The following is a 23972-nucleotide window of genomic DNA, read 5'->3' as shown; positions in this document are numbered from 1 at the left end:
GTCCCTCTCCGGGGTTACATTGCCGGTTCGAAGTAGTTTGGATCGGAAGTGGTTATAAAATGCGGGGAATATGGGGGGGTCGCCTGATGAGAATAGATGAATCTCAAAATCAGTCTTCATTTATCGGCAGAGATTTCCCAAAAACTGCAACGGAAATAAAAATGATGGGCACGTCGAGATTCGAACTCGAGACCCCCGCCGGCGAATGAGTCGTCATTACGCCGGCAGTTTTCGATTCTGGCGCCTATAAGGGATTTGATGATTTTTCAAAAACCTTGTGTAATATAGAGAATAGCCTGGAGAAGGGGAACGGGGTTGATACCCTTTTGATCTCTACAAGGTCCATGTAGAAGGGTTTAAGCGGTTTTGCACTGTCGGGGACTCTGTGATATCAGAAACGACCTATAACGATTATGTTAACTGACAGTCTACGTGGGGAAGTCAGATAAGAACTCCCGGTGATATCGAATTTTTATACTGACAATGAAATTAAATTGAGCGAGAAGTTGGGAAAAACCTTCGGGAAACCGAGGGGATACTTTGCCGGACGGTATCGCCCCAGCAAGAAAACAATCCACTCGCCTGAGCAGAGGAATTTAGCAAAGAATATCTTCTGAATAGTCAAAGAGGGATTGTGTCTATGCAAAAAGAGCTGTTAGGTATACCAGCGCAATGGAATAAACTTCCTCAAATCTTTAAAAACAATGATATGTTAGTCGCTGTGTCAGCCGTTTGAACATGCCGCTGGCCTGGAAAGGAAGTATTTATAGTATGAACATGGGTAAACGGGTAAAAATTGTAGCCGTTGTCGTGGTTTGCGTACTATTTGATATCGTTCTTCATCTTGTTACAAGCGCATACAGTACTATGCCTGAGAATCCGAACTACAGCATAGTGGCAGCGTTGCTCGGGACGGAGATTACTGTATCTCTCTGGGCGCTATTCTCTTTTTCCGGTGCTGCTTATGTTTATTGCCGCATCAGAAACGTGATTCCGGGAGAGGGAGTAAAGAAAGGGGTGCGGTACGGGTCTGCAATAGCGCTGATCTGGCTTTTTGCCATGCTGGAGGGGGTATCCCTATTTGGCAATCCAATTATTAACGAATTTGTGGTTGGCCTCAGTGATGCAATACCTGTTTTTTTAATGGCGATTCTATTGAGTTTGCTAAATGCTGAGAAAGGAGAGAATGCTGGGGTAAAGCCGTTTACTCTTCGACAGAAGATGATTGCCGTATCCATATTCACAGGGATATTCTTAGTTGGACGATACGCTGCATATGTCACAGAAGTGATCCAATCCGGATACCAGACAAGCCTGTTTTATACATTTTTCTGGACGCTCCTTATGGGTGCCTGTATTGGGGTAGTATGTATATTGCTCGGGAATATCGGAGATACGTTGTCCCTGGAACGTAGAGCAGCGAAATTTGGATTCCTGATTTTTGGAGTTAACTGGGCTACGTTCCTTCTTTTTATGCCCTTATTGTTTTCCGGCTATTTAATCGACGTGTTGTCCAGAATCATTATAGACACCCTGCTTGTAACGATCGGATATTACCTGACATTTAGTCCCAGCTCTGAAAGAAACAGCCTTAAATGTGGGTAAATTGCACGATAACGTGGTTTCTGAATTCAAAAAAACACGCGCAAAATCAGTCCTAATGTACAAAAGCGAGCAGGAAAATGGGCTCGTCGTGATTCGAACACGAGATCTTCGCCGTGTGAAGGCGACGTCATAACCAGCTAGACCACGAGCCCCATGCATCGACCGGGAATTGAACCCGGGCTATTGGCTTGGAAGGCCAAAGTCATACCACTAGACCATCGATGCAATGCACGATCCGCTTACATAAGTAGGCCGTGCTGAATATTAAATATTGGGTGGGAGAGGAGCCGGGCCTTTAATACCCGCGCCGCTGCGCCTGCAACTCCTCGAGGGCGGCCACCCGCTTCTCCAGCGGCGGGTGCGTGGAGAAGAGCTCCATCAGGGTGTTTCCCGAGAGGGCGGGGATGATGAAGAAGGCGTTTGCGCCCTCTACTTCCTGTTTCTTCTCGGCGGGGACGTAGTCCATCCGCCCGCTGATCTTCTGGAGCGCCGATATCAGCGCCCGGGGATTCTCCGTCAGTTCGGCGCTGCCCCGGTCCGCCGCGAACTCCCGGTAGCGGGAGAGCGCGCGGGTGAGCAGGGTGCTCAGGACCCAGACGAGGATCGAGACGATGTAGACCAGGATCAGCGCGCCCATGTTGTTGTCGCGGTTGCCGCCGCCACCGCCGAAGAGAGCCATGAAAAACCAGTTGCGCATGATCAGGAAGGCGAGCATCGATATGAAACTCGCCATCGTCAGGGTCAGCATGTCCCGGTTCTTCACGTGCGACATCTCGTGGGCGAGCACCGCTTCGAGTTCCTCGCGGTTGAGCGTCCGCATGATCGAGTCGGTGACCGCCACGACGGCGTTCTTCGGGCTGCGCCCGGTCGCGAACGCGTTCGGAACCGGGGAGGTCATGATCCCGACCCTCGGTTTCGGGAGGCCCGCTCTCGTGGCGAGGCTCTCGATCATGCGGTGCAACTCCGGGTACTCGTCCTCTTCGACGATCCGGGTGCTGGTGCTCCAGAGCACCAGCTTATCGGAGAAGAAGAACTGGAGGAACGCCATCCCGGCGGCCACCAGCAGGAGGAACTCAAAGGGGAATCCCAGGGCCGAAAGGACGCCCAGGAAGATCAGGTAGACTATGAGGAGCAGGAATGACGTGAGAAACATCCTCATAGTGAGACCGAAGTCGCGCGTCCACTTCATGATAGAAACATGTTGTGCCGGATCGCTATTAAGGTCTATGCCACTCTCTCCGGTTGCTTCCGTTTGAACCGCGCTCCGGTGCGTTTTGCGCACGCGCCAGTGCCCTTATCTCTCTCCGGTGCCATAGATAAGAATCGGATGACGCTGAACGAAGTGACCATCAGCAGGGCCATTCTCGAGGAGCAGCACCGGGCGCTCATCGACCACCTCGAGATGGACGCCGCCGTCATCGGCGGGGGACCCTCGGGGCTCGCCTGCGCCGCGCTCCTCGGCGGGCGGGGTGTCCGTTGCGCACTCATCGAGAAGAAGCTCAGTATCGGTGGCGGCATGTGGGGCGGGGGGATGATGTTTCCCCGGATCGTCGTCCAGGAAGAGGCACGCCGTCTCCTCGACCGGTTCAATATCGCCTACAAGGAGTTCGAAGAGGGTTACTACGTCGCCAAATCGGTGGAAGCCGTATCTAAACTCACCGCAGCGGCCTGCGACGCCGGCGTCGAGTTCTTCAACCTCACCTCCGTCGAGGACGTCATGGTCCGGGGCGATGGCAGGGTCGGCGGCCTCGTCATCAACTGGACGCCGGTCGATATGGCCGGACTGCACGTCGACCCGCTCACCATGGCCTGCACCTACACCGTGGATGCCACCGGTCACGACGCCATGATCGCCCGGATGGTCGAGCGTAAGGGCGGCGAACTCAGGGTGAAGGGCGAGAGTTTCATGTGGGCCGAGCGTGCCGAGTCACAGATCCTCGCTCACACAAAAGAAGTCTTTCCCGGCCTCTTTGTTACCGGGATGGCGGCAAACGCCGTTGCCGGGGAGTGCCGCATGGGGCCGATCTTCGGGGGGATGCTTCTGTCCGGGGAGCGTGCCGCAGAACTTGTTGCAGAAAGGCTCGGCCGGTAACACTTCAAAATTCTTTTTACTCTCCCGGCGGTTACCAGTAAGTATGGAAGAGATCGATCCGGAGTCACTGGCCGACGTCGCGTACGGGATCTTTGAGGTTTACCTCAACCGCGAACTCCGCCTCCGCGGCCCGTACCTGTTCGAACTTGTCGAGCAGGGAGCTGATTTTGAGGCGGACGTCCGTGAGGTCTTCGGGAAGTTCCAGGAGGACTACCCGGAGCTCGCAGAAGCTCTCCTCCGCCGGTTCGGCGGGATCGATGCAATCTACGCACCCCTCAGGGAGGGCGAAGGGGTCTTCCCCTCAAAGACGACCCGGATGTACTGGATCGTTCAGGATGCCCCCGGCCCCCTCGCGCGAGGCCTCGACGACGATCAGGTGGGGAAATGGCTCCTCTTCGTTCCCGGGAACGCGGTGGACGAGGCGTGGAAGAAAATCCGGGACGAAACGATGCAGGGAACGCTCGGCATATCCGCGAAAGTCAGCACCGCCAAGCCGAACCCGGACTCGCGTGACGAGCGGTCGGTCATCTACGTCTATACTCGGGACTGGGCGGACGAAGAGGACGTGATGCGGGTCCGCGAGCGGCTCCGCAACCTCGGCTTTGAAGAGCGGATCGGCTACAAGCGCAACATCGAGACCTACCGGGGCGAGTACAGCGAAGAGGGTCGAAAGGTCACCTATTACAGCGCCTGAAAAGCGGGCTCTCATCGCTGGTGCCGCAACATCAAGAAAAGAGTATACCGGGTCTCGCTTCTGCGCGCCCGGGTGCGTTACGCCTTCCGTTCCTTGGACTTCGCCCGGAGCTCGTCCGAGCCGCATTTGCGGCAGCGGGTCGCGCGGATTGCGTTCCGGGCGTTGCATTTCATGCAGATCTTTACGTTGAGCAGACGTGCTTCAGCTTCGGGAAATCTTGCCATGTCGAAAACACCACTTGTCAGTTTGGTACTATTCGTGCTTGCTACTATTAACAGTTCTGCCTTCTTTGGTCTCCCGCTCGACCCAGGCGCGGAACGCCTCGAGCGCCCGCGCCCGATGAGAGATCCGGCTCTTCTCGGCTAGGGGCATCTCGGCGAGCGTCTGCCCGCTATGCTCGAAGATCGGGTCGTAGCCGAACCCTTCCTCCCCCCGGGGGGCGACGATCGTCCCCGGGAGGATGCCCCGGAAGATCCGGATGCCGTCCTCGCGGGCGAACGCGATCGCCGTCTCGAAGTGCGCGCTCCTCTCCGCGACGCCCTCCATGAGTCTCAGCACCCCGGCATTGCCGATGGTGTCGTGGACGTAGGCGGCGTACGGCCCCGGAAACCCGCGGAGCGCGTCGATGAAAAGGCCGGTATCATCGACGATCAGCGGGCGCGAGATCACCCGGTAGGCGAACTCCGCCTTTTCCCGGGCGATCTCTCCGACGTCGTCGTGGCGGAACTCCGGGCACTCCAGCGGGACGTGCTCGACCTCCAGCACCCCCGCAAAGTAGGCGGCCACCTCCCGCGCCTTGTTGGCGTTGCTTGTCACCACCGCAAGCCTCACAGGTAGCGCCCCCGCAGTTCCACCTCGTGCTCCCGGGCAAGGGCCTCGTCCGCCCCCGGGAACACGCTCGCGTAACCCCTCATGAACGCCTCCTTCAGCTCCTCGAAGTTCTCCGTGGTGCTCTCGAGCGTCTGGAAGAAGACGTGGAGGTCGACTCCGCGCCCCTCAATCTCCGAGGATGTCGACGCAAGCCCGAAGTCTATTAAGACGCACTGACCGTCGCGGACGATCATGTTGCTCGTCGTCAGGTCGCCGTGGATGATCCCCGCTCCGTGCAGTCTCCCGACCGCCTCACCCGCGAGCCGGATTGTCTCCGGTGTGGTGACGTACTTCAGCACCTCACCTTCAACGCGCTCCATGACGATCGTGTCCGCGGTGATATCGCGGATCACCGGGGTGGGGACCCCCGCCCGCCGCGCCGTCGCCATCAGGCGGGCCTCCGCCCGGGTCCGCTCCACGATCAGCCGACGATCGAGCGCCGGGTTGCGGTAGCGCTTGCCTATCCGGCGCTTGACCACGTTCTCCTCCCCGATCTCCACGACCGCCTCCGCGCCCCGGGCGACGCCCCCCTCGTGTGGCCCGATAGGAAAGACCTCGCCGGGCTCCGTCCGCCAGACGACCTCCACCTCGTCCGCACGGTAGCCCGGCCGGATCTGCGACTCCTCGAGGGGGAGCACGACGCCGTGCTCCAGCATGATCTTACCCGTATAGGCGATCATCGCGCCGTTGTCACCGAGGTACGTCCGCTCCGGGACGGCAAACGACGCTCCCCGGTCCTCGCACATCACTTGGAGCATCTCCTGCAGCCGTCCGTTCGCGCCGACCCCGCCGACCAGCAGCACCTCGTTCTTGCCCGCGTGCGCGAGCGCGCGCTCCGTCACCTCGACACACATCGCAAACGCGGTCTCCTGCAGGCTGAAACAGACGTCTTCGAGCGGCGCGCTACTCTCCTGGGCGGCGCTGACGAGCCCGGAGAAGGCGAGGTCCATCCCTTTCACCGTGTAAGGGAACTCGATGTAGTTCCCCTGCCGCGCAAGGGTCTCGATGACCGGGCCGCCCGGGTGCGGAAGGTCGTGGCTCCGGGCGAACTTGTCAAGCGCGTTTCCAAGGCCGATATCCAGCGTCTCCCCGAATATCCGGTAGCGGCCGTTCAAGTAGCCAAGCACCTGCGTGTTCGCGCCGCTTGCATAGAGAACGATCGGATCCGAAAACCCTGTCGCCCACCTCCCGATCTCGACGTGCGCCACGCAGTGGTTCACGCCGACGAGCGGCACATCGAGGGCGATCGAGAGGGCGCGTGCGGCGGTCGCCACCGTCCGGAGCGACGGCCCGAGCCCCGGCCCCTGGGAGAAGGCGACCGCCTTAATTCGCTCCGGCTCCGTGAGCACCCGGGAGACGACCTCCTTCATCACCGAGGCGTGGTGTTGCGCGGCCTCACGCGGGTGGATCCCGCCCTTCGGCGGGACGTACGGCGACGAATGGAGGGCGACCAGGTCTTCTCCGAAGAGAGCGGCGCTGAGGTTCCACGCGGTCCCTTCAAGGCCCAGCACCAGCCCGTCATCGGGCATTACATCCGGCATAAAACAGGTATCGCTCCGTTTGTTCGTTACGAAAAAGACCGGCTGCGGCCCATGAACCATGGCCGCGGCCGTATTGGTATCAGGGTGAGGACCTACTTCCGGAACTCAGTGTAGCCGCACTTGCCGCAGGCCACGCGGTCCTTGTGCTCAGCCATCAGCACGCCGGGGCCGCACCGGGGGCAGTGCCGCTTCTGCAGGACCGCCACGTCGCCCTTGACGTCGTAGCACTCGTGTCTCTTGATCGCCATGCTCTTCACGCCTCGCTCTCTGCCTTCGGCTCACCTCGCTTGAGCAGGTACTCCCGCTCGGTTGCCTTCTTGGTCTCCTCGTCGTCGTAGATTCGGGCACGGCCGAGAAGTTCCATCTTCCCGAACCGGGTTCGTTCAAGGTCCAGCACGAGAAGGCTTGCATCCTTGTTCTGCAGCGCGGCAAGCTTCTCCTGAATGCTCTTCCGCGAGGGCGTTGGTCCGTCGAAGGTGAGAGTAAACTCAAGCTCTCTTCTGCTCAACACCTCGTTCCTCACATCACGGGTAATTTCGAAGTCCATCGATATCCCTAAAATATTGTTGGGGGGTTTATTTATACTCTGGGATGGGACGCGGGAATGCATTTTGATACGCGGGAATGCATTTTGATGCATCCCTCACTCGCGCACGAAAACCGTCAGCATCGATGCGGCTTCCCGCTTCGCTGACGCATCAACGAGCCGGAGGACGACGCCCTCCTGCGGCTGGCCGTAGAGGACGGCAGCCCCGGCCGGCGCGGCGAGGACGAGCGGGATGACCGCAAGATCCTCCTCGCCCTCGACAAAGATCACCCCGGGCGGGTTACGGACCACGTCGGTGATCGCATCCACGAGTTCGTCGGTGATCGTGCCGGGAGGGTTCTTCGCTGTCAGCCTTCTTGCCCGGAGCAGGGGTGATCGGGTGCAGGGGATGCGCATCGTGTAGCCGTCGATGATGGCGACATCCGGGACAACCCCCGCGGCGAGGAGGTTGTGGGTCACCACATCGCCGACGGCGTAGACCGCCCGGCCCTCAAGCCGATCGAGGAGTTCGCCGATACTCCCATAAAGGGTGCCGAACGGTTTTTTGAAGAGATCTCTGTGCGCTTCGGGTAGCCGGAGCATCAACGGACCTTCAGCGCGTACCGGCCGGCCATGGTGATGTTCATCTTCTTTGCAATCTCTGAGTGCTCCGGATCGATGATCACAACGTAGCCCGCCCAGTCTTCGCTCAGGTTGGCCGTGCCGCAGATCACGCAGCTCTCTCCTTCCACGACCCGGTGGCACTCGCGGCAGACCTTGACCACCTTCTTACGGACGACCATCTTACGCCGCTCCCTTCTCCTTCTCCTGTTCGAGTTCTTCTTCCAGCCAGGCCGTGGTCCCGAGGCCCGACTGCCGCATGGTGAGGCCGATCTTGCTCTCGCGGGGTTCACGCTCGTTCAACGAGAGTGCAACAATCCGGGCCCGGATGCCGTCGCCGACAGTAATAGCCCGCTTCGAGTCCTGACAGATCAGCCTGCCGTTCTTCTCATCGTAGTTGATATATTCGTCTGATATCTGGCTCACGTGAAGCATGGCGTCGATGGGTCCAAGGCTGACAAAAGCACCGAAACTCGTCGTCTCCACCACCTCGCCCTCGATCACTTCCTGGAGCGCCAGGCGGAGCACCGCCGCCTCGAACCTGACATCATAGTAGACGGCGCCGTCGCCGGGGATCAACTCCCCCTCACCGACATTGAGAATGTTTGTGACCGCAATGAAGATGCCGATCTCCTTTGCGATGCTGCCTTCCAGCTGTTCCTGCAGTACGTTGAGGATAACCCTCTCCAGGTCTTCCCCGAGACGGTGCGGCGGAACGCGCACCTTGTCCTCCAGCGTCATTTTAAAATACATTTTTAACTATCCCCTCATCAGCTCCAATGTTCGTTCTCTCCGCATCGACACAACGCCGATTCCCTCATCAAGGAGGGCATTCCGGAGCTCCCGGTCATTCGTCACCACAATGCAGCCTTCCTCCCGGGCGTACTCGATCATCCGGTCGTCCACATGCTCCGCGGTACTCCCGCTCGGGACGACCGTCGAGCGCCGGGCCATCGCAAGGCCCACGCGGGCGGCAGACGCATCGCGGCCGTGGCCCCGGGTGAGCCCCGAGAGCTCGCCGATCACCTCTTCGAGCACTATCGGCTCGAAATCCCCGAAGAGGCCCATGAGTTCGTCATACAGGTCAATCCCGAATTGGGCCGGCATCAGGAGGGCGTTCGTATCGAGGAGTACCCTCACTCGACCAGAATCCCCATGCCGATCAGCCGCCATCGCCCGCCGACCTGCCTGCTGATAGCGATCCGTGCGCCGACCTCTGCGCAGACCGCCCGCTTCAGCTGGACCTCCACCTGGTTCTTCTTTGTGTTCACAATCACGCCGACGGTGACGGCGGTCCCGACCGAGAGCATCAGCGGTTCCTTATGCTTCAAGGGCTCGATGATCTGCTCGCTGTCCGCGCCGACTACCCGATCCATGAGCGTGACATCGAACTTCAGCCGTTCCCAGACCGGCGGCAGTTTCCCCACGAGCCCGGCAACCTGCCCGGCGAGGGCATCGCTCTTCGTCAGGGCCGGATCGAGTTTCGTCGCGACGCCGAGGAGTCCCCCGGGCGATGCATCGGTCACGCCGGTCTTGCCTGCGTTGATGGAGGTGATCTTCGTCTCAATCGGCTCCCATTTCGTCCGGTTCTCGATCTGGACCTGTCGACCGGGCCGGATCTCGATATCGTCGCCCTCATGCAGGACACCCCGAATGAGCGAACCCCCGATGACGCCGCCCTTCACGTCCCGCCAGCTGCAGCCGGGTTTATTGACATCGAACGACCGTGCGACGAGCAGCAGCGGGTCGATCTCCGGGTTGCGTTCGGGCTCCGGGATGACCTCATCGAGGGTCTGGATCAGGGCACCGATATTGACTCCCTTCTGCGCGGAGACCGGGATGATGGGTGCGTTCTCGGCGATGGTGCCCTTGATGAACCGTTTGATCTGCTTGTAGTGCTCCAGCGCCTCAGCCTGGGTGACCACGTCGATCTTGTTCTGGACGATGACGATCTTTTTTATACCAATCAGCTCGAGCGCCATCAGGTGCTCCTTGGTCTGGGGCTGCGGGCAGACCTCGTTTGCAGCGATAACGAGCATCGCACCGTCCATCAACGCAGAGCCGGAGAGCATCGTCGCCATCAGCGTCTCGTGGCCCGGGGCATCGACGAACGAGACTGTCCTGAACGGGACCGCCTTTCCTCCGCATTTCGGGCATTCCGGCTGGGAGGAGTAGCCCTCCGTCCCCGTACATCCCTCACATTTGTAAAAAGTTGTATCCGCGTAGCCAAGCCGGATGGAGATGCCGCGCTTGATCTCCTCACTGTGCCTGTCCGTCCAGGTACCGGTCAGCGCGCTGACCAGGGTGGTCTTGCCGTGATCAACATGACCTACGAGCCCAATATTGACACCGGGAATGAATGCATCTCGCAAAAGTTTTCGAACCTCCTTATCCAATATATAGTGACACTACTTATACATAATCGGTAGTGGTTGTTCTGTCGTTCCCTACCGCACTATTATATTACACACCGGTCGATCCCTGTGCACCACCGGGGGTTTGGCATACGAAGTATGAATAATGCATTGGTTGTTAGCGAATATTTATACCCTATGAAGAGAGATATGGAACTGATCGTAATATGTCAGGTGATACCGAACTTTCACGTATCGGGATCTCTCTACCCAAGAACCTTCTCGACAAATTCGACGAGATCCTGAGCCTCCGGGGATATTCTTCCCGGTCCGAAGGAATCCGGGACTCAATACGAAGCTACATCACTCACTATCAGTGGATCTCCGATGTAAAGGGAGAACGCCAGGGTGTCATCACCATGGTCTACGACCATGACCAGCGGGGACTGCTGCAGACACTCACCGAGATCCAGCACCAGTACGCACAGAACATCCAGGCGTCCCTTCACTCACACGTGACTCACAACAAGTGTCTCGAAGTGATCCTGATCCGTGGGGACGGGGTCGTACTGAAGGATATTACCGAGAGGCTGATGGCACAGAAAGGTGTTGAGGCAGTGAAACTCACCACCATACCGGTCGAGAGTTAACCGCCGCCCTCGCAACTCTGGTCGATCCCTTTCTCCCACACCTCTTCGAGCTGCTTCTGGAGTTCTTTGTGCTCTTTGAGGTATTCCTCGAGAGAACGCTCCCCTCTCTCCGCGTCGCTGGTCGGCTTGTCGGTGCTGATGAGTTCATCTACCCGGTAATAGAGTCCGGTGCTGTCGAGTTCGGCGTACTTCCAGCCGTCGATCTCCTCGACCCGCACGACCTTCCCCGTTGTCCCGGTGCGGGGGTACCGGACGACTGCGCCCACTGCTACATCATCCGTGCTCATAACGAGGTAAGGTACATCTGCCATACTATTAAGGTATCACCTCCAAGGTATCTTGAATGCCAATCACGATTCACCCGGTAGAGAAACTGTACTTTGACGGGACGCATCGCTCCCGATCTCCCGAGGAGACCCGGGCCGCCGTTGAACCGCTGATGACAGAGATCGGCGTTACCGAGATCATCGACGTCACCCCCCTGGACCGCCTCGGGATCCCGGTCTACTCGGCGGTTCGGCCGGGAGCGGCCCGGGGAGCGGTTCGCGTCCATGCTGGAAAAGGGAAAGAACCGGTCCATGCCCGGGTCTCGGCGATGATGGAGGCACTCGAGCGTTATTGCGCTGAGTATCGGGGTGACCGGATGGAATATGCGACCTACGAGGAGATCGGTCCGGGACGGGCAGTGCACCCCGAAGACCTCCTCATCCCACGGAAACTCGAGCAGGGGGAGAAACTCCACTGGACACCGGTGTGGGATATCTTAAACGATGAGGAGGCCTATGTCCCGAGCAACGCCGTCTTCCATCCCTACGACTCGCTTGGCATGGCGATACCCCTCTTTCGGAGCGACTCAAACGGGCTTGCGTCGGGAAACGTTATGGAAGAGGCGATTCTGCACGCCCTTTTTGAGGTGATCGAGCGGGACGCGCTCAGCATCGCCGACCAGAAGCGCGACCTCGGCTGTCGCCTGGTCATCGAGAAGGAATGCGCCGCCCGCGAAGTCCTCGATCGGTTCGAGGAGAACGGGATCGATATCCACCTCTGGCTGCTCAACGGGAAGACCGGCATCCCCACAGTCGCGGCCGCCGCGGACGACACCGTCACGAAAGACCCGGCGATGCTCGTTATCGGGTCGGGGACGCACACCTGCCCCGAGATCGCGGCGCTTCGTGCCCTGACCGAGGTCGCTCAGAGCCGGGGGAGTTATCTCCAGGGTGGTCGCAATGACCCCCAACGGGAGATGATCCTTCAAAAGGCGGGGTACGAGCGGCTGAAGCGGATCAACCGGATGTGGTTTGCCGATGCAGATGCCGTCGATGTCGCCGACGTTCCCGACACGAGCACCACGCGGTTCGACCTCGACATTCAGCGGGTGCTTGAGGAGGTCGCTCCGCACACGGACAGGGTCTGCATCTGCGACCTCTCGAGGACCCCGGTACCGGTGGTGCGAGTCGTCGTTCCCGGGTTTGAGGTCTCGTATATGGACCCCGACCGGAAGCGACCCGCGCAGGGTTGAGGCCCTTCACCGGTCAGCAGAATCGGACCTTTTTGAGGAGTTCCACGACCCTCTCCGTGCTCCGGTTCAGGGGCCGCTCAGCAGGCTCGAACCGCTTCCCGGCGAGGGCCTGGAATACTGCATGAATCGCCTTCCCGATCGACGGCCCGTAGCCTCCTTCGAGCGTCAGCGCGAGGGGGAGGTCCGTGCCGTCGATCAGCATCCCGGCAAGCATGCCGTAGTCATCGGGTTCGAGATTCATCCGACCGTGCTCGTCGTCGGAGAGGGCATCCTGTCCTGCCGAGATGATCAGGACATCGGGCCGGAACCGGACGAGCGCCGGTATGAAGACCTTCTCGAAGACATACCGGTAATCGGCGATGGTGGACCCTGCCGCAAGCGGGGCATTAAGGGTGTAGCCCCGGCCCGCGCCGGTGCCGATCTCGTCCACCCACCCGGTCTTCGGGAAACTGTTCTCCTCGTGCACCGAGCAGAAGAGCACCCGGTCGCTCCCGTAAAAAGCCTTCTGGGTGCCGTTGCCGTGGTGCAGGTCCCAGTCGAGGATCGCCACCCGGTTGACCGACAGGAGCGCTTTCGCTGCCGCGATGGCGGCATTGTTGAAGATGCAGAACCCCATTGCCCGGTCGGGCTCGGCATGGTGTCCCGGCGGACGGACCAGAGCGAAGAGGTGCTCGCCGTCAAGCGCACGCTCCACTGCTGTAAAGGTCGATCCGGCGGCATACAATGCTGCTTCGAACGAGTGGCAGGTGACGTAAGTATTCACATCCAAAAAACAGGTTCCCGTCGCCATCTCCCGCACCCATCGGACGTATCGGGGGTCGTGAACCCGCTCCAGGTCGCTCTCGGTACCCTGGACCGGGGGGCGCCACCTTACGTGTGCCGGAACCCCGGAGAGGGCTGCCCGTAGCCGGGCACCCGACTCGGGGTGAGCCTCCATATCGTGCCGGGTAAAGATGTCACCGTAGATGACTGAAGAGCGCATCCTCGTTAGTTGATGGTGCGTCCCTGCAGGATATCCTCTTCGGTGACGTCGAACGTCTGGCCGGTGCCTGCGATCCGGTACGGTCCGGTTGCCTTCACCTCGCCCGACCACCCGGACGTCGCGTACGGGACGACGAACGTGCCGTTCACGCTCTCCTGCCGGTAAGTAAACTCTCGGCCGGTGTTCGTGACGATGGGGACTTCGATGATTCCCTCGCCCCTGATCGTGGCTCCGGGGACGTACTCGAATATCTTGACGGCTTTGAGGTCGGGCCCACCTTCACCGACGTTGCTGAAGATGTTCTGGGGCGTCTCGTGGACGAGTCGGTAGTGCTGGAGCGCCGGCACCCGCTCAAGCGGCTGAAGGATCGAGTCTCCCCGGTACTGGTAATACATGTTCAGCAGCGTTGCGCCCGAGCCCGCCGGCGCGTTCTTATTGTAGGCCTCCACGGCTGCCGCACCTGCGGTTGCGTTCATCTGCTCGGTGCGCGTGATGACCGGGAGAGAGGTATTTGCCGATTCCGCGTCACGGTACTCGGCATAGATCACCTGTGATGTCGGGTCGGTCATGGATCCATCGAAGTTGTGGAGCCGGGAGACCATCGTCAGGTAGTACTCCTGGTTGTTGAACGGCACCGCCTGGTAATCCGACGAACCCGCGCTTACCGGGAGGAGGAAGTAGGGCTGGAAGGGTTCCTGACCTACCTCGGGGTCGGCCCACGTCGCCGGGGCGTGGAACTTCGAGGTGTCGAGCTGGATATCGGTGATGACGTAGCGGGTGCCGATGTTATCGAGGATCCTGTTTGCGACCTCTTCTGAGGTTGAGACGAAGTACTGGGCCGATCCGTTCGGGCCGGCAACCCCGTGCTGGAAGGGGTTGTTGTTCGGGATCCGCTTCGAGAGGAAGGTGATCCAGTGACCGTAGTCCCACCAGGACATGACGCCATAGGCCTCTTCGGGGTAGGCGAAGGTCTCTTTGTCATAGATCGCGTAATAGTCGACGCCGGGGTCGGGGGTGTTCTCGCCCATCCACTCGAGGGCACCCATCCACTGCGAGTCGATACCGCCGTACTTCGCGTTGGTGCCGAGGGCTATATTCCCCATGAGGGATGTCCCGGCAAAGAGGAGCGTGACGGCGATGACCGCGGCGAAGGCCCCGACTTTGAGGTAGTCCGGCTGGTTCTTCGGGGGAACTTTTGTCTTCCGGGCGTCGGGGCTCTTACCGCCCTTCTTCCCCTTCCTTGCCGGCTCCTCCTGCTTCACGGTGGCCACCGGACTGGAGGATGCCTTGCTGTCACTCCCCCTCCCGAGGAGGCGTGCAACGTCTTTCCAGGTCGCGTTTATAACCGCGCCTGCGAAGACCGCCGAGAGCAGGGCGATGTTTGCGGCGAGATAGTACTCGTACCGGACGTGCGCGGCGGTCGAGGCGAGGATGATCCCCGTCCAGATCAGGACGAAGACGTGGGTCGGGTTCACCTTCTCGCGGTTCTGCCAGAGGAGGACGGCAGCCCCGCCGGCCGCGAGGACGAGGCCCCAGTGGAACGTCATCCAGGCCGCATCGAACGACCAGGGCCGGGCTTCCTGGACGGTCGTACTTGTGGCTCCTCCGCCGAAGAAGGCGAGGAGGTTTGCAATCAGAAGGTTGTAGATGTCCGGCAGGGCAATGTAGAGCCCCGCGACGGCGACGGCCGCGACACCTGCGAGCGCCGCCGGGAAGTAATACTTTGGACGGCCTTTCAGGAAGACCGAAAGGCCGTAAAGCGCGAGCGTGCCTGCAATGAGGCCAGAGTAGACGATGACGTGCCCGACGGTGTAGCGGGAGAGGTCGAGTCCGGGGTGCGGGAAGCCGAATGCCGCTGCTCCGACAATGACGACGCCGAAGACAACCGCGTTCACGAGAACCAGGTAATCGCTCGATCTCTCCTGGAAGGAGTCCAGGATAAACTGGACCAGGGTGAAAGTCGTCACGATGAGCGCGAAGAGAACTATCGTCGACATGTTGAAGAATCCGAGGAGGTATGCGATACCGGCGAGGGCCGCTATCATCACCGGGATCTTCAGGGTCTCAAGATTTTTTGGGGAGAGCGGCCGGTCGCGCGCTGCAAGCAGCGCCGCAACGTAAGCGAGGGCGAAGATCGTCGAAAAGAGCGTCTCCGCGATATGGTGATCGACAAAGCCGAAGAGAGATCGGTAGGCGTAGTTGCTGCCGATGACCGCAATCAGGCCCGCCGCGATGAGGCCGGTCTTCCAGTCGGCAATCTTTCTCGCAAGCAGGTAGGTAACCGGCACCATCACGACAGCCATCAGCGGCGGAACCCAGGACGCCACCACCATGATCTCGGGGCGCGTTGCTGCACCAGTGAGGACGCAGAGCGCTGCTGCGATCTGAACAAAGAGCGGCCCCCAGTAGACGACGTCGCCGGTCGGGTAGAGCGTCATGTGATCGAACCAGGCGTAGCCCGGGAAGTTTGCGACGCTCTGCTCCACCTGGCGCAGGCTGTACCAGGGGTCGTTGCCCAGGAGATTGACGCCTTCGGCGGTCACCAGACCTTCCGAAGGGATGCCCCGCGTCCAGAGCGTGAGCAGGGCGAACAGAACGATAACGCCAATGATGATGTATGGTTGGTACTTCTTGAGATCCATCTGAGCCATCGGACACTCCTTGTTACGAATCTGTTTTCCTTCGAACCATTAATAATCTTGGCGTATCCGTGACGCCGGAAAAAAGGGGTGAGTTTCAGTATATTTACACCAACTGCGCAAAGATCTTCTCGAACGCCTCGGCCTTCTTCTTCCAACTGTGCTCCTCGATCTCGGGACGGGCACACCCCGGGGAGAGGGCCCGTTCGTCGACCCGCTCCAAGAACTCAGCTCTATCCCGGTAGACAGCGATGTGGTCGCCGCCCATCCGGAGCATGTCGGGGATGGGGGTTGAGAGGATCGGTTTTCCGCATGCCGAGTACTCGAAATACTTGTTGGGCAACGCAATATCGACCCACTGCGGAGGAGAGAGCGGGATGAGGCAGAGATCCATCGGCGCGATGTAGCCGGGGAGGCCTTGGTAATCAACGGCCCCGGTGAAGTGCACTCGACCGGCAACCCCGAGCCGGGCCGCGAGCGCCCGCAGTTCGTCCAGGTAGCCGGTGAAGAGCGAACCGCCGACGATCAGGAGTTCTGCATTAGAATGCCTTTCAAGGACCTTCGGGAACGCCCGGATCACCTCGTCGAGGGCGTACCACCGCTCGACCGCCCCCGCAAACCCGAGCACGAAGGCATCGGGGGCGATCCCGAGGGCTGAACGCATCACGCCGCCGTCCATCGGCCGGAAGAGATCGGTGTTGACGCCGTTCGTGATCAGCTCGGCATCGTAGCCGTATCCTTTGAGCTTCGTGACGAGTCCGGGCGAGACCGTCGTGACGACGTCGCTGTGGTCCAGGTTGTAGCGGGTTACGGTGAGGACGCCTTCCCGGAGCAGCCATTTCATCGCGGGATTTTTGTAGTAGGCGGCGGCGGAGTCGGGGAACCAGTCTTTGAGATCGAAGACCACCGGGATGCCGGACTTCTTCGCCGCCCGGACCATCGCCGTCCCTGCGAGGACGTGGGCGCCGACGACGACGTCGATATCGTGGTCATGGATGATCTCGCTGATCACCCGGTAGTGGCAGGGTGCGTTCAGGGTGTAGTGGAGGAACGGGCTCTCGACGGGAAACCGTGTCGCCTCGTGGACATGAAGGAGGGTCTCGCGCTCCTTGCCCCGGCTGACGTGGAAATGAGGCACGTGGACCTCGTGCCGTGTCGCGAGCTCCTCGAAGATGTTGTGGTGCCTCGAGGGGATCGGGTGGTGGATGTAGTCCTGGGTGGAGAGGAGCAGGATTCTCATTGGTCTTGCAACCTTGCGATCGGTTGGAAGTATTTAATGATGATCCTCAACTTCGCTGATTACCAGCCCTGGAGACTGGCCTGGGTATTCGTAGCTCCCGATAAATAGACCTCTGGTTGGACGACCCTCGCTCAGTAGAGGATATGCCGAATCTGGTGGTCCGGTAAAACGTTCAACGCATGTGGGATTATTTATGCTTTAGTCTCCGGTAATTCGTCGTACCTGCTTTACCCACTCATCTGTTTTTCTGTACGGGTCGGTATGTACGCCTTTGAGAGATTCACGAAGAGCCATTGGGGTGAGGGGAATACAGGAAGCCCTGCCTGCGTGATTCGGATCAAGATTCAGCATAAAGGCAGAGCCTTGAATGGTTGAGGCCCTTTCCCTGCCTCATAGGGATAGAACGCTGGTCTGCCGGCCTTGCGCTTGCTGGCATAGGTAGACCGTTTCCTACGTTTACAAAAACTGCCTGGTTCTTTTCGCTCGGCAGAACCGTGATATCATAAGTCTCGTGATTTTCATGAGCCACGGAAAATCGGGAGTTTTCTGGCGTTAATGGGATTTTTTTGTGTCTCCTGCGTAATTAATAGTGTTTTTTGACTGGTTCTGGAGGCCATTGGATCAGGCCAACTGGTCCGATATCGAAAAGAAATGGAATTGTATTTGTAACAGTACTTATCAAGTTTAAATAAAAAATTTTTATCTCAAGAATCTGGGTTAGATCTCTGAAGTGATAAACGGGATGTTAAGGGTTGATTCTTGTTCGCGTTTAACGTTTCAATGAAACTAAATGGCAGTCTTTAGATATGGATAAATAAATCGCGGTAAATTTTTCGGAATGTACTCAAAAATAGATGATAAATCTGCTGTTGCAGACCTCCAGGGATACTGATGCATTCAGTTTCTGAGTCCTGGTTGGCTATCGTAAAATTCACGGTGACAATAATGAAGAACAGCATCGATGGTGTCAAAATCAAGAAACTCAACGTCATCCCCGATGAGCGGGGTTGGTTGATGGAGATCCTCCGTTGCGATGACGAGATCTTCGAGCAGTTCGGCCAGGTCTACTGCACGACGGCCTACTCTGGCGTTGTTAAGGCGTGGCACTACCACAAGAAGCAGACCGATAACTTCACCTGCGTCCACGGGATGATGAAGGTCGCGCTCTACGACGCCCGTGAGGACTCTCCCACCTACAAGGCCCTTATGGAGTTCTTCGTCGGCGAGAAGAACCCGATCCTCATCAGCGTCCCGCCCGGTGTCTACCACGGGTTCAAGGGGATCGGCACCGAGACGGCGTTCTTCGTGAGCATTCCGACCCTCCCCTACAACTACAAGGAGCCCGACGAGTTCCGGCTCCCCCCGGACACCGCTGAGATCCCCTACGACTGGGGGCTTGCCCCCGGCCTGAGGCACGGATGAGGGGAGAATCAAAATGACCATGCTCGTCACCGGCGGCGCGGGGTTCATCGGGAGCAACTTCATCCGCCATATGCTCGCGGAGCACCCCGAAACCCCGATCGTCAACCTCGACGTACTGACGTACGCAGGCAACCCGGAGAGCCTCCGGGATGTTGCCGATAATCCGAACTACACCTTTGTCCGGGGCGACATCTGCGACCCTGCTACGGTCGCGGCCGTCTTATCGCACCACCCGATCGAGACCGTCGTCCACTTCGCCGCGGAGAGCCACGTCGACCGCTCGATCGCCAACGGCTCCACCTTTGTGCGAACGAACGTCCTCGGCACCTTCACCCTGCTCGATTACGCGCAAAAGCACGGTGTCGGGCGGTTCATCCATGTCTCGACGGACGAGGTCTACGGGAGCACCCGCGAGGGTTCGTTCACGGAGACCGATAACCTGAACCCCTCCAGCCCCTACTCGTCGAGCAAGGCCGGCTCCGACCTCCTGGCCCGCTCGTTCTTCATCACCCACGGCCTCCCGGTGATCGTCACCCGCTGCACCAACAACTACGGCCCCTACCAGTTCCCCGAGAAACTGATCCCGCTCTTCGCGACCAACCTCCTCGAGGGGAAGAAGGTCCCGGTCTACGGCACCGGCCAGAACATCCGCGACTGGCTCTACGTCCTCGACCACTGCCGGGCCATCGACTTCATTCTCAGCCACGGGGAACCGGGGGAGGTCTACAACATCGGCGGCGGCGCGGAGAAGACGAACCTTGAGATCACCGCAAAGATCCTCGAACTCCTGGGGAAGGACGAGTCGATGATCGAGTACGTGCCCGACCGGAAGGGGCACGACTTCCGGTACTCACTGGACTTCGGGAAACTTCGTGATCTTGGCTGGAAGCCGGCGTATAGTTTCGATGACGCCCTCGCGGCGACGGTCGCGTGGTACGCAGAGAATGACTGGTGGTGGCGGCCGCTGAAGGGGCGGTCGATATGACCTTCTCAAACGTCCTGATCCTCGGTGCCAACGGCATGCTAGGGCGCGACCTCGCGGCGGTCTTCCCCGGCGCCCGGCTCTGCGGACATAAGGATCTCGACATCACCGACGAGGCCGCGGTAAAGGCGTACATCCTTGATGTGAAGCCGGATCTCGTCATCAACGCGGCAGGGTACACGAACGTCGACGGGTGCGAGGATGACCCCGAGACGGCGTTCGCCGTCAACGGCGACGCCCCCGGCTATATCGCCGCCGCCTGTCGCGCGGTGGGCGCCCGGCTGATCCATTACAGCACTGACTACGTCTTCGACGGCTCGAAGACTGAGTACGTCGAGTCCGATGAGCCGAACCCGATCAACGTCTACGGCGCATCGAAACTCCGTGGCGAGCGGAAGATCGCGGAGAAGATGGACGACTACCGGATCATCCGGACCTCCTGGCTCTTTGGCCGGCACGGCAAGAACTTTGTCGAGACGATCCGGCACCTTTCGCAAGAGAACGAGACCGTCCGGGTGGTGACCGACCAGGTGGGCAAACCCACCTACACGATGGACCTGGCCCGGAAGACGGCCGAGATCGCTGACTGCCCGCCCGGGATCTACCACGTCACGAACGACGGGGTCTGCTCGTGGTACGAGTTTGCCCGGGCCTTCGCCCCGAATATCGTCCCCTGCACGAGCGCCGAGTTCCCGCGGAAAGCGAAGCGCCCCGCGTACTCGGTGCTCCTGAACACGAAGACGAGTCCCATGCGCCCCTGGAAGGAGGCACTGGAAGACTACCTGCGCCCTTCGGTGAGGAGATCCATGAAAGGCATCATTCTTGCGGGCGGGACCGGGTCCCGCCTCTACCCCTTAACGAAGGTGACGAACAAGCACCTGCTCCCGGTCTACGACAAGCCGATGATCTACTACCCCCTCCAGACACTCGTCGCCGCGGGTATCAAGGACATCATGATCGTCTCCGGGCGGGGGCACGTGGGCCATTTCCTTGAACTGCTGGGCTCCGGCAAAGATCTGGGGGTCCGGCTCACCTACGAGATCCAGGAGGGCGCCGGCGGGATCGCCCAGGCGCTGGGGCTTGCGGAGGAATGGGCCGGGACAGATAACGTCGCGGTGATCCTCGGGGACAACATCTTCCAGGACGACATCAAAAAGGACGTTGAGTCGTTCGGGTCCGGGGCAAAGATCTTCTTAAAAGAGGTCACCGACGCCCACCGGTTCGGGGTCGCCGAGGTGAAGGGGAGCAGGGTGCTCGGGATCGAGGAGAAGCCAAAGGTCCCGAAGTCGAACCTCGCGGTGACCGGGCTCTACCTTTACGATGCCGGGGTCTTTGAGGTTATCAAGACGCTCAGGCCGTCCGGGCGGGGCGAATTCGAGATCACGGATGTGAACAACGCCTACATCCGGCGGGGTGCGATGGAGTTCTCGGTTCTTCCGGGGTTCTGGAGCGATGCAGGGACGTTCGAGAGTCTCCTGCGGGCGAGCGTGATGGTTCAGAGCCACGGTGTCCGGCAGGGTGCTGCTGGAACGTCCAGCCACGAAGCGGTAGCCAGTCCTTCAAAAATTGTCGATGGAGATAAGACCGGCTGATCCGCGGTTCTCTACGGGATAGGTCCTGAATACAGCATCATCTGGTGAAGATCGTGTCGAAGAATGAGTTGTATCACGATAAAGGCAATAGTTACTTCTCCAGCATCCGGTGGGATGTAATCTCGTTAATTCCTGGTGGAGATCACAGGATACTGGAAGTTGGTTGCGGAACTGGAGATACGCTGATCAAACTTCGAGAACTTAACAAAGCCCGGGAAATTGTCGGGATAGAGTTGAACTACGATAGTTTACAGGACAATTGCAACCGGCTTGATACCGTCCTGGTTGGCGATGTAGAGGAGCTCGATCCCGCTTTTGAAGAAGGCCACTTCGACTATATTATCTTCGCCGACGTTCTGGAGCACCTCGTGAACCCTCCTGCTATTCTACGACGGTACTCACGGTATCTTAGAGGCACAGGATCGATAATCGCCAGTATTCCGAACGTTAAGAACTACAGAGTGCTGCTCGATCTAATATTATACGATAAGTTTGAGTATGCAGACGCAGGGATCCTGGATCGGTCACATCTCCGTTTTTTTACCCGAAGGGAGATGTGCCGCCTGTTTGATCAAGCCGGTCTGGATGTTGTCTCGGTGCAGTCGAAATTTGGGAGTGGACACCTTGGTAATCTCGATAGGCACCTGAATTACACGTTGGGCAAGTACTTGCCGGGAAAATCTTTCTTAACTGTCCAGTATCTTATCACAGCGACAAGAAGGAATGCCGAAGCATCGCTGTGATTTGTGGGGTGAATTGTTACACTTACTGCGGGATGTATGGGAGGATGCTTCGATCCGGGCGGGCGTTCGATTGCTGAGTTCTCCTGGACAGGGCTGTTCTGGGTGTAAAAGTTCCAATATAACACCAAAACCTAAATGACTGGTGTAATCGATATAAATAACCATAATGCCTCGCGTTGCGATTATAATTTTGAATTGGAACGGATGGGCAGATACTATCGAATGTATTGATTCCATCCACCAGTTCTCTAATTCAGACTACGATATCATATTGGTCGATAATCACTCAAGCGACGGCTCTATAGAGAATATTCGGCGTTACTGCGAGGGAGCAGGTGAGATTGGGCCTCCTGACAATTCTTCCATCCACCTTTTCGAAGTGCCTGAGGACGAAATAGAACGTCACGCATTCGATCACGCGTCATATGAGCGGTTGGAGCCCTGTTGCCGGTTGATACTTATAAAAAATAATGAGAACTATGGGTATGCCAGAGGTAACAACATCGGCATTAAGTTCGCCCTCTACGTCCTCAAATCAGAATATATTCTTATTCTCAATAATGATGTAATCATCACGGATAAAGAAATGCTCGGTAAACTCACCGAAGCAGTTAATCGGAATGCTCGTATAGGGGCCGTGAGCCCGGTGCTCCGGTCAACGACAGGTGAGATACAGAGGACCTGCACGGGAAACATCCCCGGTTTCCTTGATTTTATATTTGTTTATACGTTTATCGGTCAGAGATTGTTTAGAGAGAACAGAATCCTGAAGAGGCACTTTAATTATGACTACTCTTTTGAGCAACCAAAAGAGTTTGGAGTTCTAGGGGGTTCTTGCATCCTCTTCAGGAGTCAAACCCTCACAGATGTCGGTCTCTTCGATGAAAACACATTCCTTTACTGGGAAGAGTATATAATCGGGCGTAAACTCGCCGAACGTGGCTGGAAACTGCTCTTGAACCCTGAGACCGGGGCCGTTCACAAGGGGGAATCCTGTATAAAGAACCTGAACCTGAAGAGTTGGGCAAGATACTGGTCAACCAAGAGCGAACTTTACTACATCGAGAACTATGCAGCACTGAATCCTGTCAAAAGATCCATTATCAGGTTCGCACTTCTATTGGAGACCACGTTAGCCCTATGTGACACGGTTCTAAAAGGGAATGAGAGTAAATTTGATCGAGTATATGAGTTGAAGATTATCTCGGTCTTATTAGGGAGCTCTGCTAAAGACCCTTCTGAGTCACCAGGAGAGTTAGTAGGTTAGCGGAACGACCCTCCTGCCTGCCCGCCCGGCCTGCACCACTGCAACCCCGACATGCTCGCGGATTTTTATCTTGCGGGGGTGAAGGGTGCGGAGCGGGAAGACCCCGCCCTTCAGGGTGGGGATGAAAGCGGAGCCGCCCTTCGCCACACAATTACCAGAAGTAATATATTATTATAAGGCGCGATACTGGTTGTATGCTTCAGGCCTACAAGTATCGGATGTCTCCTTCTCCGGAGCAGATCTCGCTCCTCGTGCAGCACATCCATGCCTGTCGGTTTGTGTATAACCATTCTCTGGAGCAGAAGATCCGGGCATACGAACAGGAAGGGCGAAAACTCTCCTGTTTCGACCTGAACACCCACCTCCCTGCCCTCAAAGAGGAGCATCCGTGGCTCAAAGAAGTCAATTCCCAATCGCTCCAGAGTGCAAATAAGAACCTCGACAATGCCTTCACCCGGTTCTTCCGCGAGAAGAAAGGGTTTCCCCGGTTCAAGTCAAAGAAGAATCGGTAACGTCTCAGATCTTCTGTAATTTGTCTGAGCCCTGTCTCCTTGCCTGATCATTCCCTCTCCATGGTCAAATACCTTCTGCCGGTAACCCACTCCTCGTTGATGTCCATCAGGATGGATCCGA

28 protein-coding genes and 2 tRNA genes are annotated in these 23972 nt (G+C 58.3%); 12 read left to right on the top strand and 18 right to left on the bottom strand.

Annotated elements, in window-relative coordinates:
• The first annotated feature begins 86 nt into the window (after positions 1–86).
• Positions 87–209, top strand: a complete 123-nt coding sequence (locus HL657_RS00150; RefSeq protein WP_317294836.1) for a hypothetical protein — start codon at positions 87–89, stop codon at positions 207–209.
• Positions 210–738: 529 nt separating this feature from the next.
• On the top strand, positions 739–1605 hold the full coding sequence (locus HL657_RS00145; protein ID WP_317294835.1) for a hypothetical protein: 867 nt from the start codon (positions 739–741) through the stop codon (positions 1603–1605).
• Positions 1606–1683: 78 nt separating this feature from the next.
• Here HL657_RS00145 and HL657_RS00140 read toward each other — a convergent pair.
• The 3 genes from HL657_RS00140 to htpX form a co-directional block, all read right to left on the bottom strand.
• A tRNA-Val gene (locus HL657_RS00140) sits at positions 1684–1757 on the bottom strand.
• 2 nt (positions 1758–1759) lie between these two features.
• Positions 1760–1830 (bottom strand) — tRNA-Gly (locus HL657_RS00135).
• Between the two features lie 70 nt (positions 1831–1900).
• Entirely contained in the window at positions 1901–2794 is an 894-nt protein-coding gene (gene htpX / locus HL657_RS00130) for a zinc metalloprotease HtpX (protein WP_048115137.1), read from the bottom strand.
• Positions 2795–2932: 138 nt separating this feature from the next.
• Between htpX and HL657_RS00125 the strand changes: the two genes are divergently transcribed.
• A complete protein-coding gene (locus tag HL657_RS00125) occupies positions 2933–3697 on the top strand; it encodes a sulfide-dependent adenosine diphosphate thiazole synthase (protein WP_317294834.1) in 765 nt (254 codons plus the stop codon).
• 43 nt (positions 3698–3740) lie between these two features.
• Positions 3741–4391 (top strand): putative phosphothreonine lyase domain-containing protein, encoded by a 651-nt coding sequence (locus tag HL657_RS00120; RefSeq protein WP_317294833.1) that lies wholly within the window; start codon positions 3741–3743, stop codon positions 4389–4391.
• A gap of 77 nt (positions 4392–4468) precedes the next feature.
• Here the strand turns inward: HL657_RS00120 and HL657_RS00115 are convergent, their stop codons facing one another.
• The 10 genes from HL657_RS00115 to HL657_RS00070 form a co-directional block, all read right to left on the bottom strand.
• Positions 4469–4615, bottom strand: coding sequence for a 50S ribosomal protein L40e (locus HL657_RS00115; protein ID WP_214020928.1), 147 nt, complete (start codon positions 4613–4615; stop codon positions 4469–4471).
• Positions 4616–4643: 28 nt separating this feature from the next.
• Entirely contained in the window at positions 4644–5222 is a 579-nt protein-coding gene (gene rdgB, locus HL657_RS00110; RefSeq protein WP_317294832.1) for an RdgB/HAM1 family non-canonical purine NTP pyrophosphatase, read from the bottom strand.
• Positions 5219–6802 (bottom strand): bifunctional N(6)-L-threonylcarbamoyladenine synthase/serine/threonine protein kinase, encoded by a 1584-nt coding sequence (locus HL657_RS00105; protein ID WP_317294831.1) that lies wholly within the window; start codon positions 6800–6802, stop codon positions 5219–5221. The genes rdgB and HL657_RS00105 overlap by 4 nt, the downstream gene beginning before the upstream one ends.
• Positions 6803–6894: 92 nt before the next feature.
• Positions 6895–7050: a 30S ribosomal protein S27ae gene (locus HL657_RS00100; RefSeq protein ID WP_317294830.1), complete on the bottom strand. Its 156-nt coding sequence runs from the start codon at positions 7048–7050 to the stop codon at positions 6895–6897.
• Positions 7051–7055: 5 nt separating this feature from the next.
• Positions 7056–7349, bottom strand: coding sequence for a 30S ribosomal protein S24e (locus HL657_RS00095; protein WP_317294829.1), 294 nt, complete (start codon positions 7347–7349; stop codon positions 7056–7058).
• A 96-nt stretch (positions 7350–7445) separates the two neighbouring features.
• Complete coding sequence (locus HL657_RS00090; protein WP_317294828.1) at positions 7446–7931, bottom strand: GTP-dependent dephospho-CoA kinase family protein; 486 nt, start codon at positions 7929–7931, stop codon at positions 7446–7448.
• Positions 7931–8131 carry a transcription elongation factor subunit Spt4 gene (gene spt4 / locus HL657_RS00085; RefSeq protein ID WP_292730558.1) on the bottom strand — a complete coding sequence of 67 codons (201 nt, stop codon included), beginning with the start codon at positions 8129–8131 and terminating at the stop codon, positions 7931–7933. The genes HL657_RS00090 and spt4 overlap by 1 nt, the downstream gene beginning before the upstream one ends.
• A gap of 1 nt (position 8132) precedes the next feature.
• Positions 8133–8702 carry a DNA-directed RNA polymerase gene (locus HL657_RS00080; RefSeq protein ID WP_317294827.1) on the bottom strand — a complete coding sequence of 190 codons (570 nt, stop codon included), beginning with the start codon at positions 8700–8702 and terminating at the stop codon, positions 8133–8135.
• A 6-nt stretch (positions 8703–8708) separates the two neighbouring features.
• On the bottom strand, positions 8709–9089 hold the full coding sequence (locus HL657_RS00075) for a type II toxin-antitoxin system VapC family toxin (protein ID WP_317294826.1): 381 nt from the start codon (positions 9087–9089) through the stop codon (positions 8709–8711).
• On the bottom strand, positions 9086–10321 hold the full coding sequence (locus HL657_RS00070; protein WP_317294825.1) for a translation initiation factor IF-2 subunit gamma: 1236 nt from the start codon (positions 10319–10321) through the stop codon (positions 9086–9088). The genes HL657_RS00075 and HL657_RS00070 overlap by 4 nt, the downstream gene beginning before the upstream one ends.
• A 209-nt stretch (positions 10322–10530) precedes the next feature.
• On the opposite strand from HL657_RS00070, the gene nikR reads away from it, so the two are divergent.
• Positions 10531–10953, top strand: a complete 423-nt coding sequence (nikR, locus tag HL657_RS00065; RefSeq protein ID WP_317294824.1) for a nickel-responsive transcriptional regulator NikR — start codon at positions 10531–10533, stop codon at positions 10951–10953.
• Here nikR and HL657_RS00060 read toward each other — a convergent pair.
• Positions 10950–11264 carry a DUF2098 domain-containing protein gene (locus HL657_RS00060; protein ID WP_317294823.1) on the bottom strand — a complete coding sequence of 105 codons (315 nt, stop codon included), beginning with the start codon at positions 11262–11264 and terminating at the stop codon, positions 10950–10952. The genes nikR and HL657_RS00060 overlap by 4 nt on opposite strands.
• Positions 11265–11296: 32 nt before the next feature.
• Here HL657_RS00060 and HL657_RS00055 point away from each other — a divergent pair, with 32 nt between their 5' ends.
• Positions 11297–12472 carry a YcaO-related McrA-glycine thioamidation protein gene (locus HL657_RS00055; protein WP_317294822.1) on the top strand — a complete coding sequence of 392 codons (1176 nt, stop codon included), beginning with the start codon at positions 11297–11299 and terminating at the stop codon, positions 12470–12472.
• A gap of 13 nt (positions 12473–12485) precedes the next feature.
• Here HL657_RS00055 and HL657_RS00050 read toward each other — a convergent pair whose 3' ends face one another.
• The 3 genes from HL657_RS00050 to HL657_RS00040 form a co-directional block, all read right to left on the bottom strand.
• Complete coding sequence (locus HL657_RS00050) at positions 12486–13454, bottom strand: histone deacetylase family protein (RefSeq protein WP_317294821.1); 969 nt, start codon at positions 13452–13454, stop codon at positions 12486–12488.
• Positions 13455–13459: 5 nt separating this feature from the next.
• A complete protein-coding gene (locus HL657_RS00045) occupies positions 13460–16105 on the bottom strand; it encodes an oligosaccharyl transferase, archaeosortase A system-associated (protein ID WP_317294820.1) in 2646 nt (881 codons plus the stop codon).
• Positions 16106–16199: 94 nt separating this feature from the next.
• Positions 16200–17333, bottom strand: coding sequence for a glycosyltransferase (locus HL657_RS00040; protein WP_317294819.1), 1134 nt, complete (start codon positions 17331–17333; stop codon positions 16200–16202).
• Between the two features lie 945 nt (positions 17334–18278).
• Here HL657_RS00040 and HL657_RS00035 point away from each other — a divergent pair.
• The 5 genes from HL657_RS00035 to HL657_RS00015 all read left to right on the top strand — a co-directional run bounded on the left by HL657_RS00035 (position 18279) and on the right by HL657_RS00015 (position 23339).
• On the top strand, positions 18279–18755 hold the full coding sequence (locus HL657_RS00035; RefSeq protein ID WP_317294818.1) for a dTDP-4-dehydrorhamnose 3,5-epimerase family protein: 477 nt from the start codon (positions 18279–18281) through the stop codon (positions 18753–18755).
• A gap of 13 nt (positions 18756–18768) precedes the next feature.
• Positions 18769–19740 (top strand): dTDP-glucose 4,6-dehydratase, encoded by a 972-nt coding sequence (gene rfbB, locus HL657_RS00030; RefSeq protein WP_317294817.1) that lies wholly within the window; start codon positions 18769–18771, stop codon positions 19738–19740.
• Entirely contained in the window at positions 19737–21329 is a 1593-nt protein-coding gene (gene rfbD / locus HL657_RS00025) for a dTDP-4-dehydrorhamnose reductase (RefSeq protein ID WP_317294816.1), read from the top strand. The genes rfbB and rfbD overlap by 4 nt, the downstream gene beginning before the upstream one ends.
• A 53-nt stretch (positions 21330–21382) precedes the next feature.
• Positions 21383–22072 carry a class I SAM-dependent methyltransferase gene (locus HL657_RS00020; protein ID WP_317294815.1) on the top strand — a complete coding sequence of 230 codons (690 nt, stop codon included), beginning with the start codon at positions 21383–21385 and terminating at the stop codon, positions 22070–22072.
• 166 nt (positions 22073–22238) lie between these two features.
• Positions 22239–23339, top strand: coding sequence for a glycosyltransferase family 2 protein (locus HL657_RS00015; RefSeq protein ID WP_317294814.1), 1101 nt, complete (start codon positions 22239–22241; stop codon positions 23337–23339).
• On the opposite strand, the gene HL657_RS00010 is transcribed toward HL657_RS00015, so the two are convergent.
• Positions 23328–23486 carry a hypothetical protein gene (locus HL657_RS00010; RefSeq protein ID WP_317294813.1) on the bottom strand — a complete coding sequence of 53 codons (159 nt, stop codon included), beginning with the start codon at positions 23484–23486 and terminating at the stop codon, positions 23328–23330. The genes HL657_RS00015 and HL657_RS00010 overlap by 12 nt on opposite strands.
• A gap of 47 nt (positions 23487–23533) precedes the next feature.
• Between HL657_RS00010 and HL657_RS00005 the strand changes: the two genes are divergently transcribed.
• On the top strand, positions 23534–23851 hold the full coding sequence (locus tag HL657_RS00005) for a helix-turn-helix domain-containing protein (RefSeq protein WP_317294812.1): 318 nt from the start codon (positions 23534–23536) through the stop codon (positions 23849–23851).
• Positions 23852–23972 lie beyond the last annotated feature (121 nt).

The sequence above is a fragment of the Methanoculleus nereidis genome (assembly GCF_032944295.1).
Lineage (GTDB): Archaea > Halobacteriota > Methanomicrobia > Methanomicrobiales > Methanoculleaceae > Methanoculleus > Methanoculleus nereidis.
The sequence above is the reverse complement of the archived record's forward strand: the minus strand, read 5'-3'. Positions and strand labels throughout refer to the sequence as shown.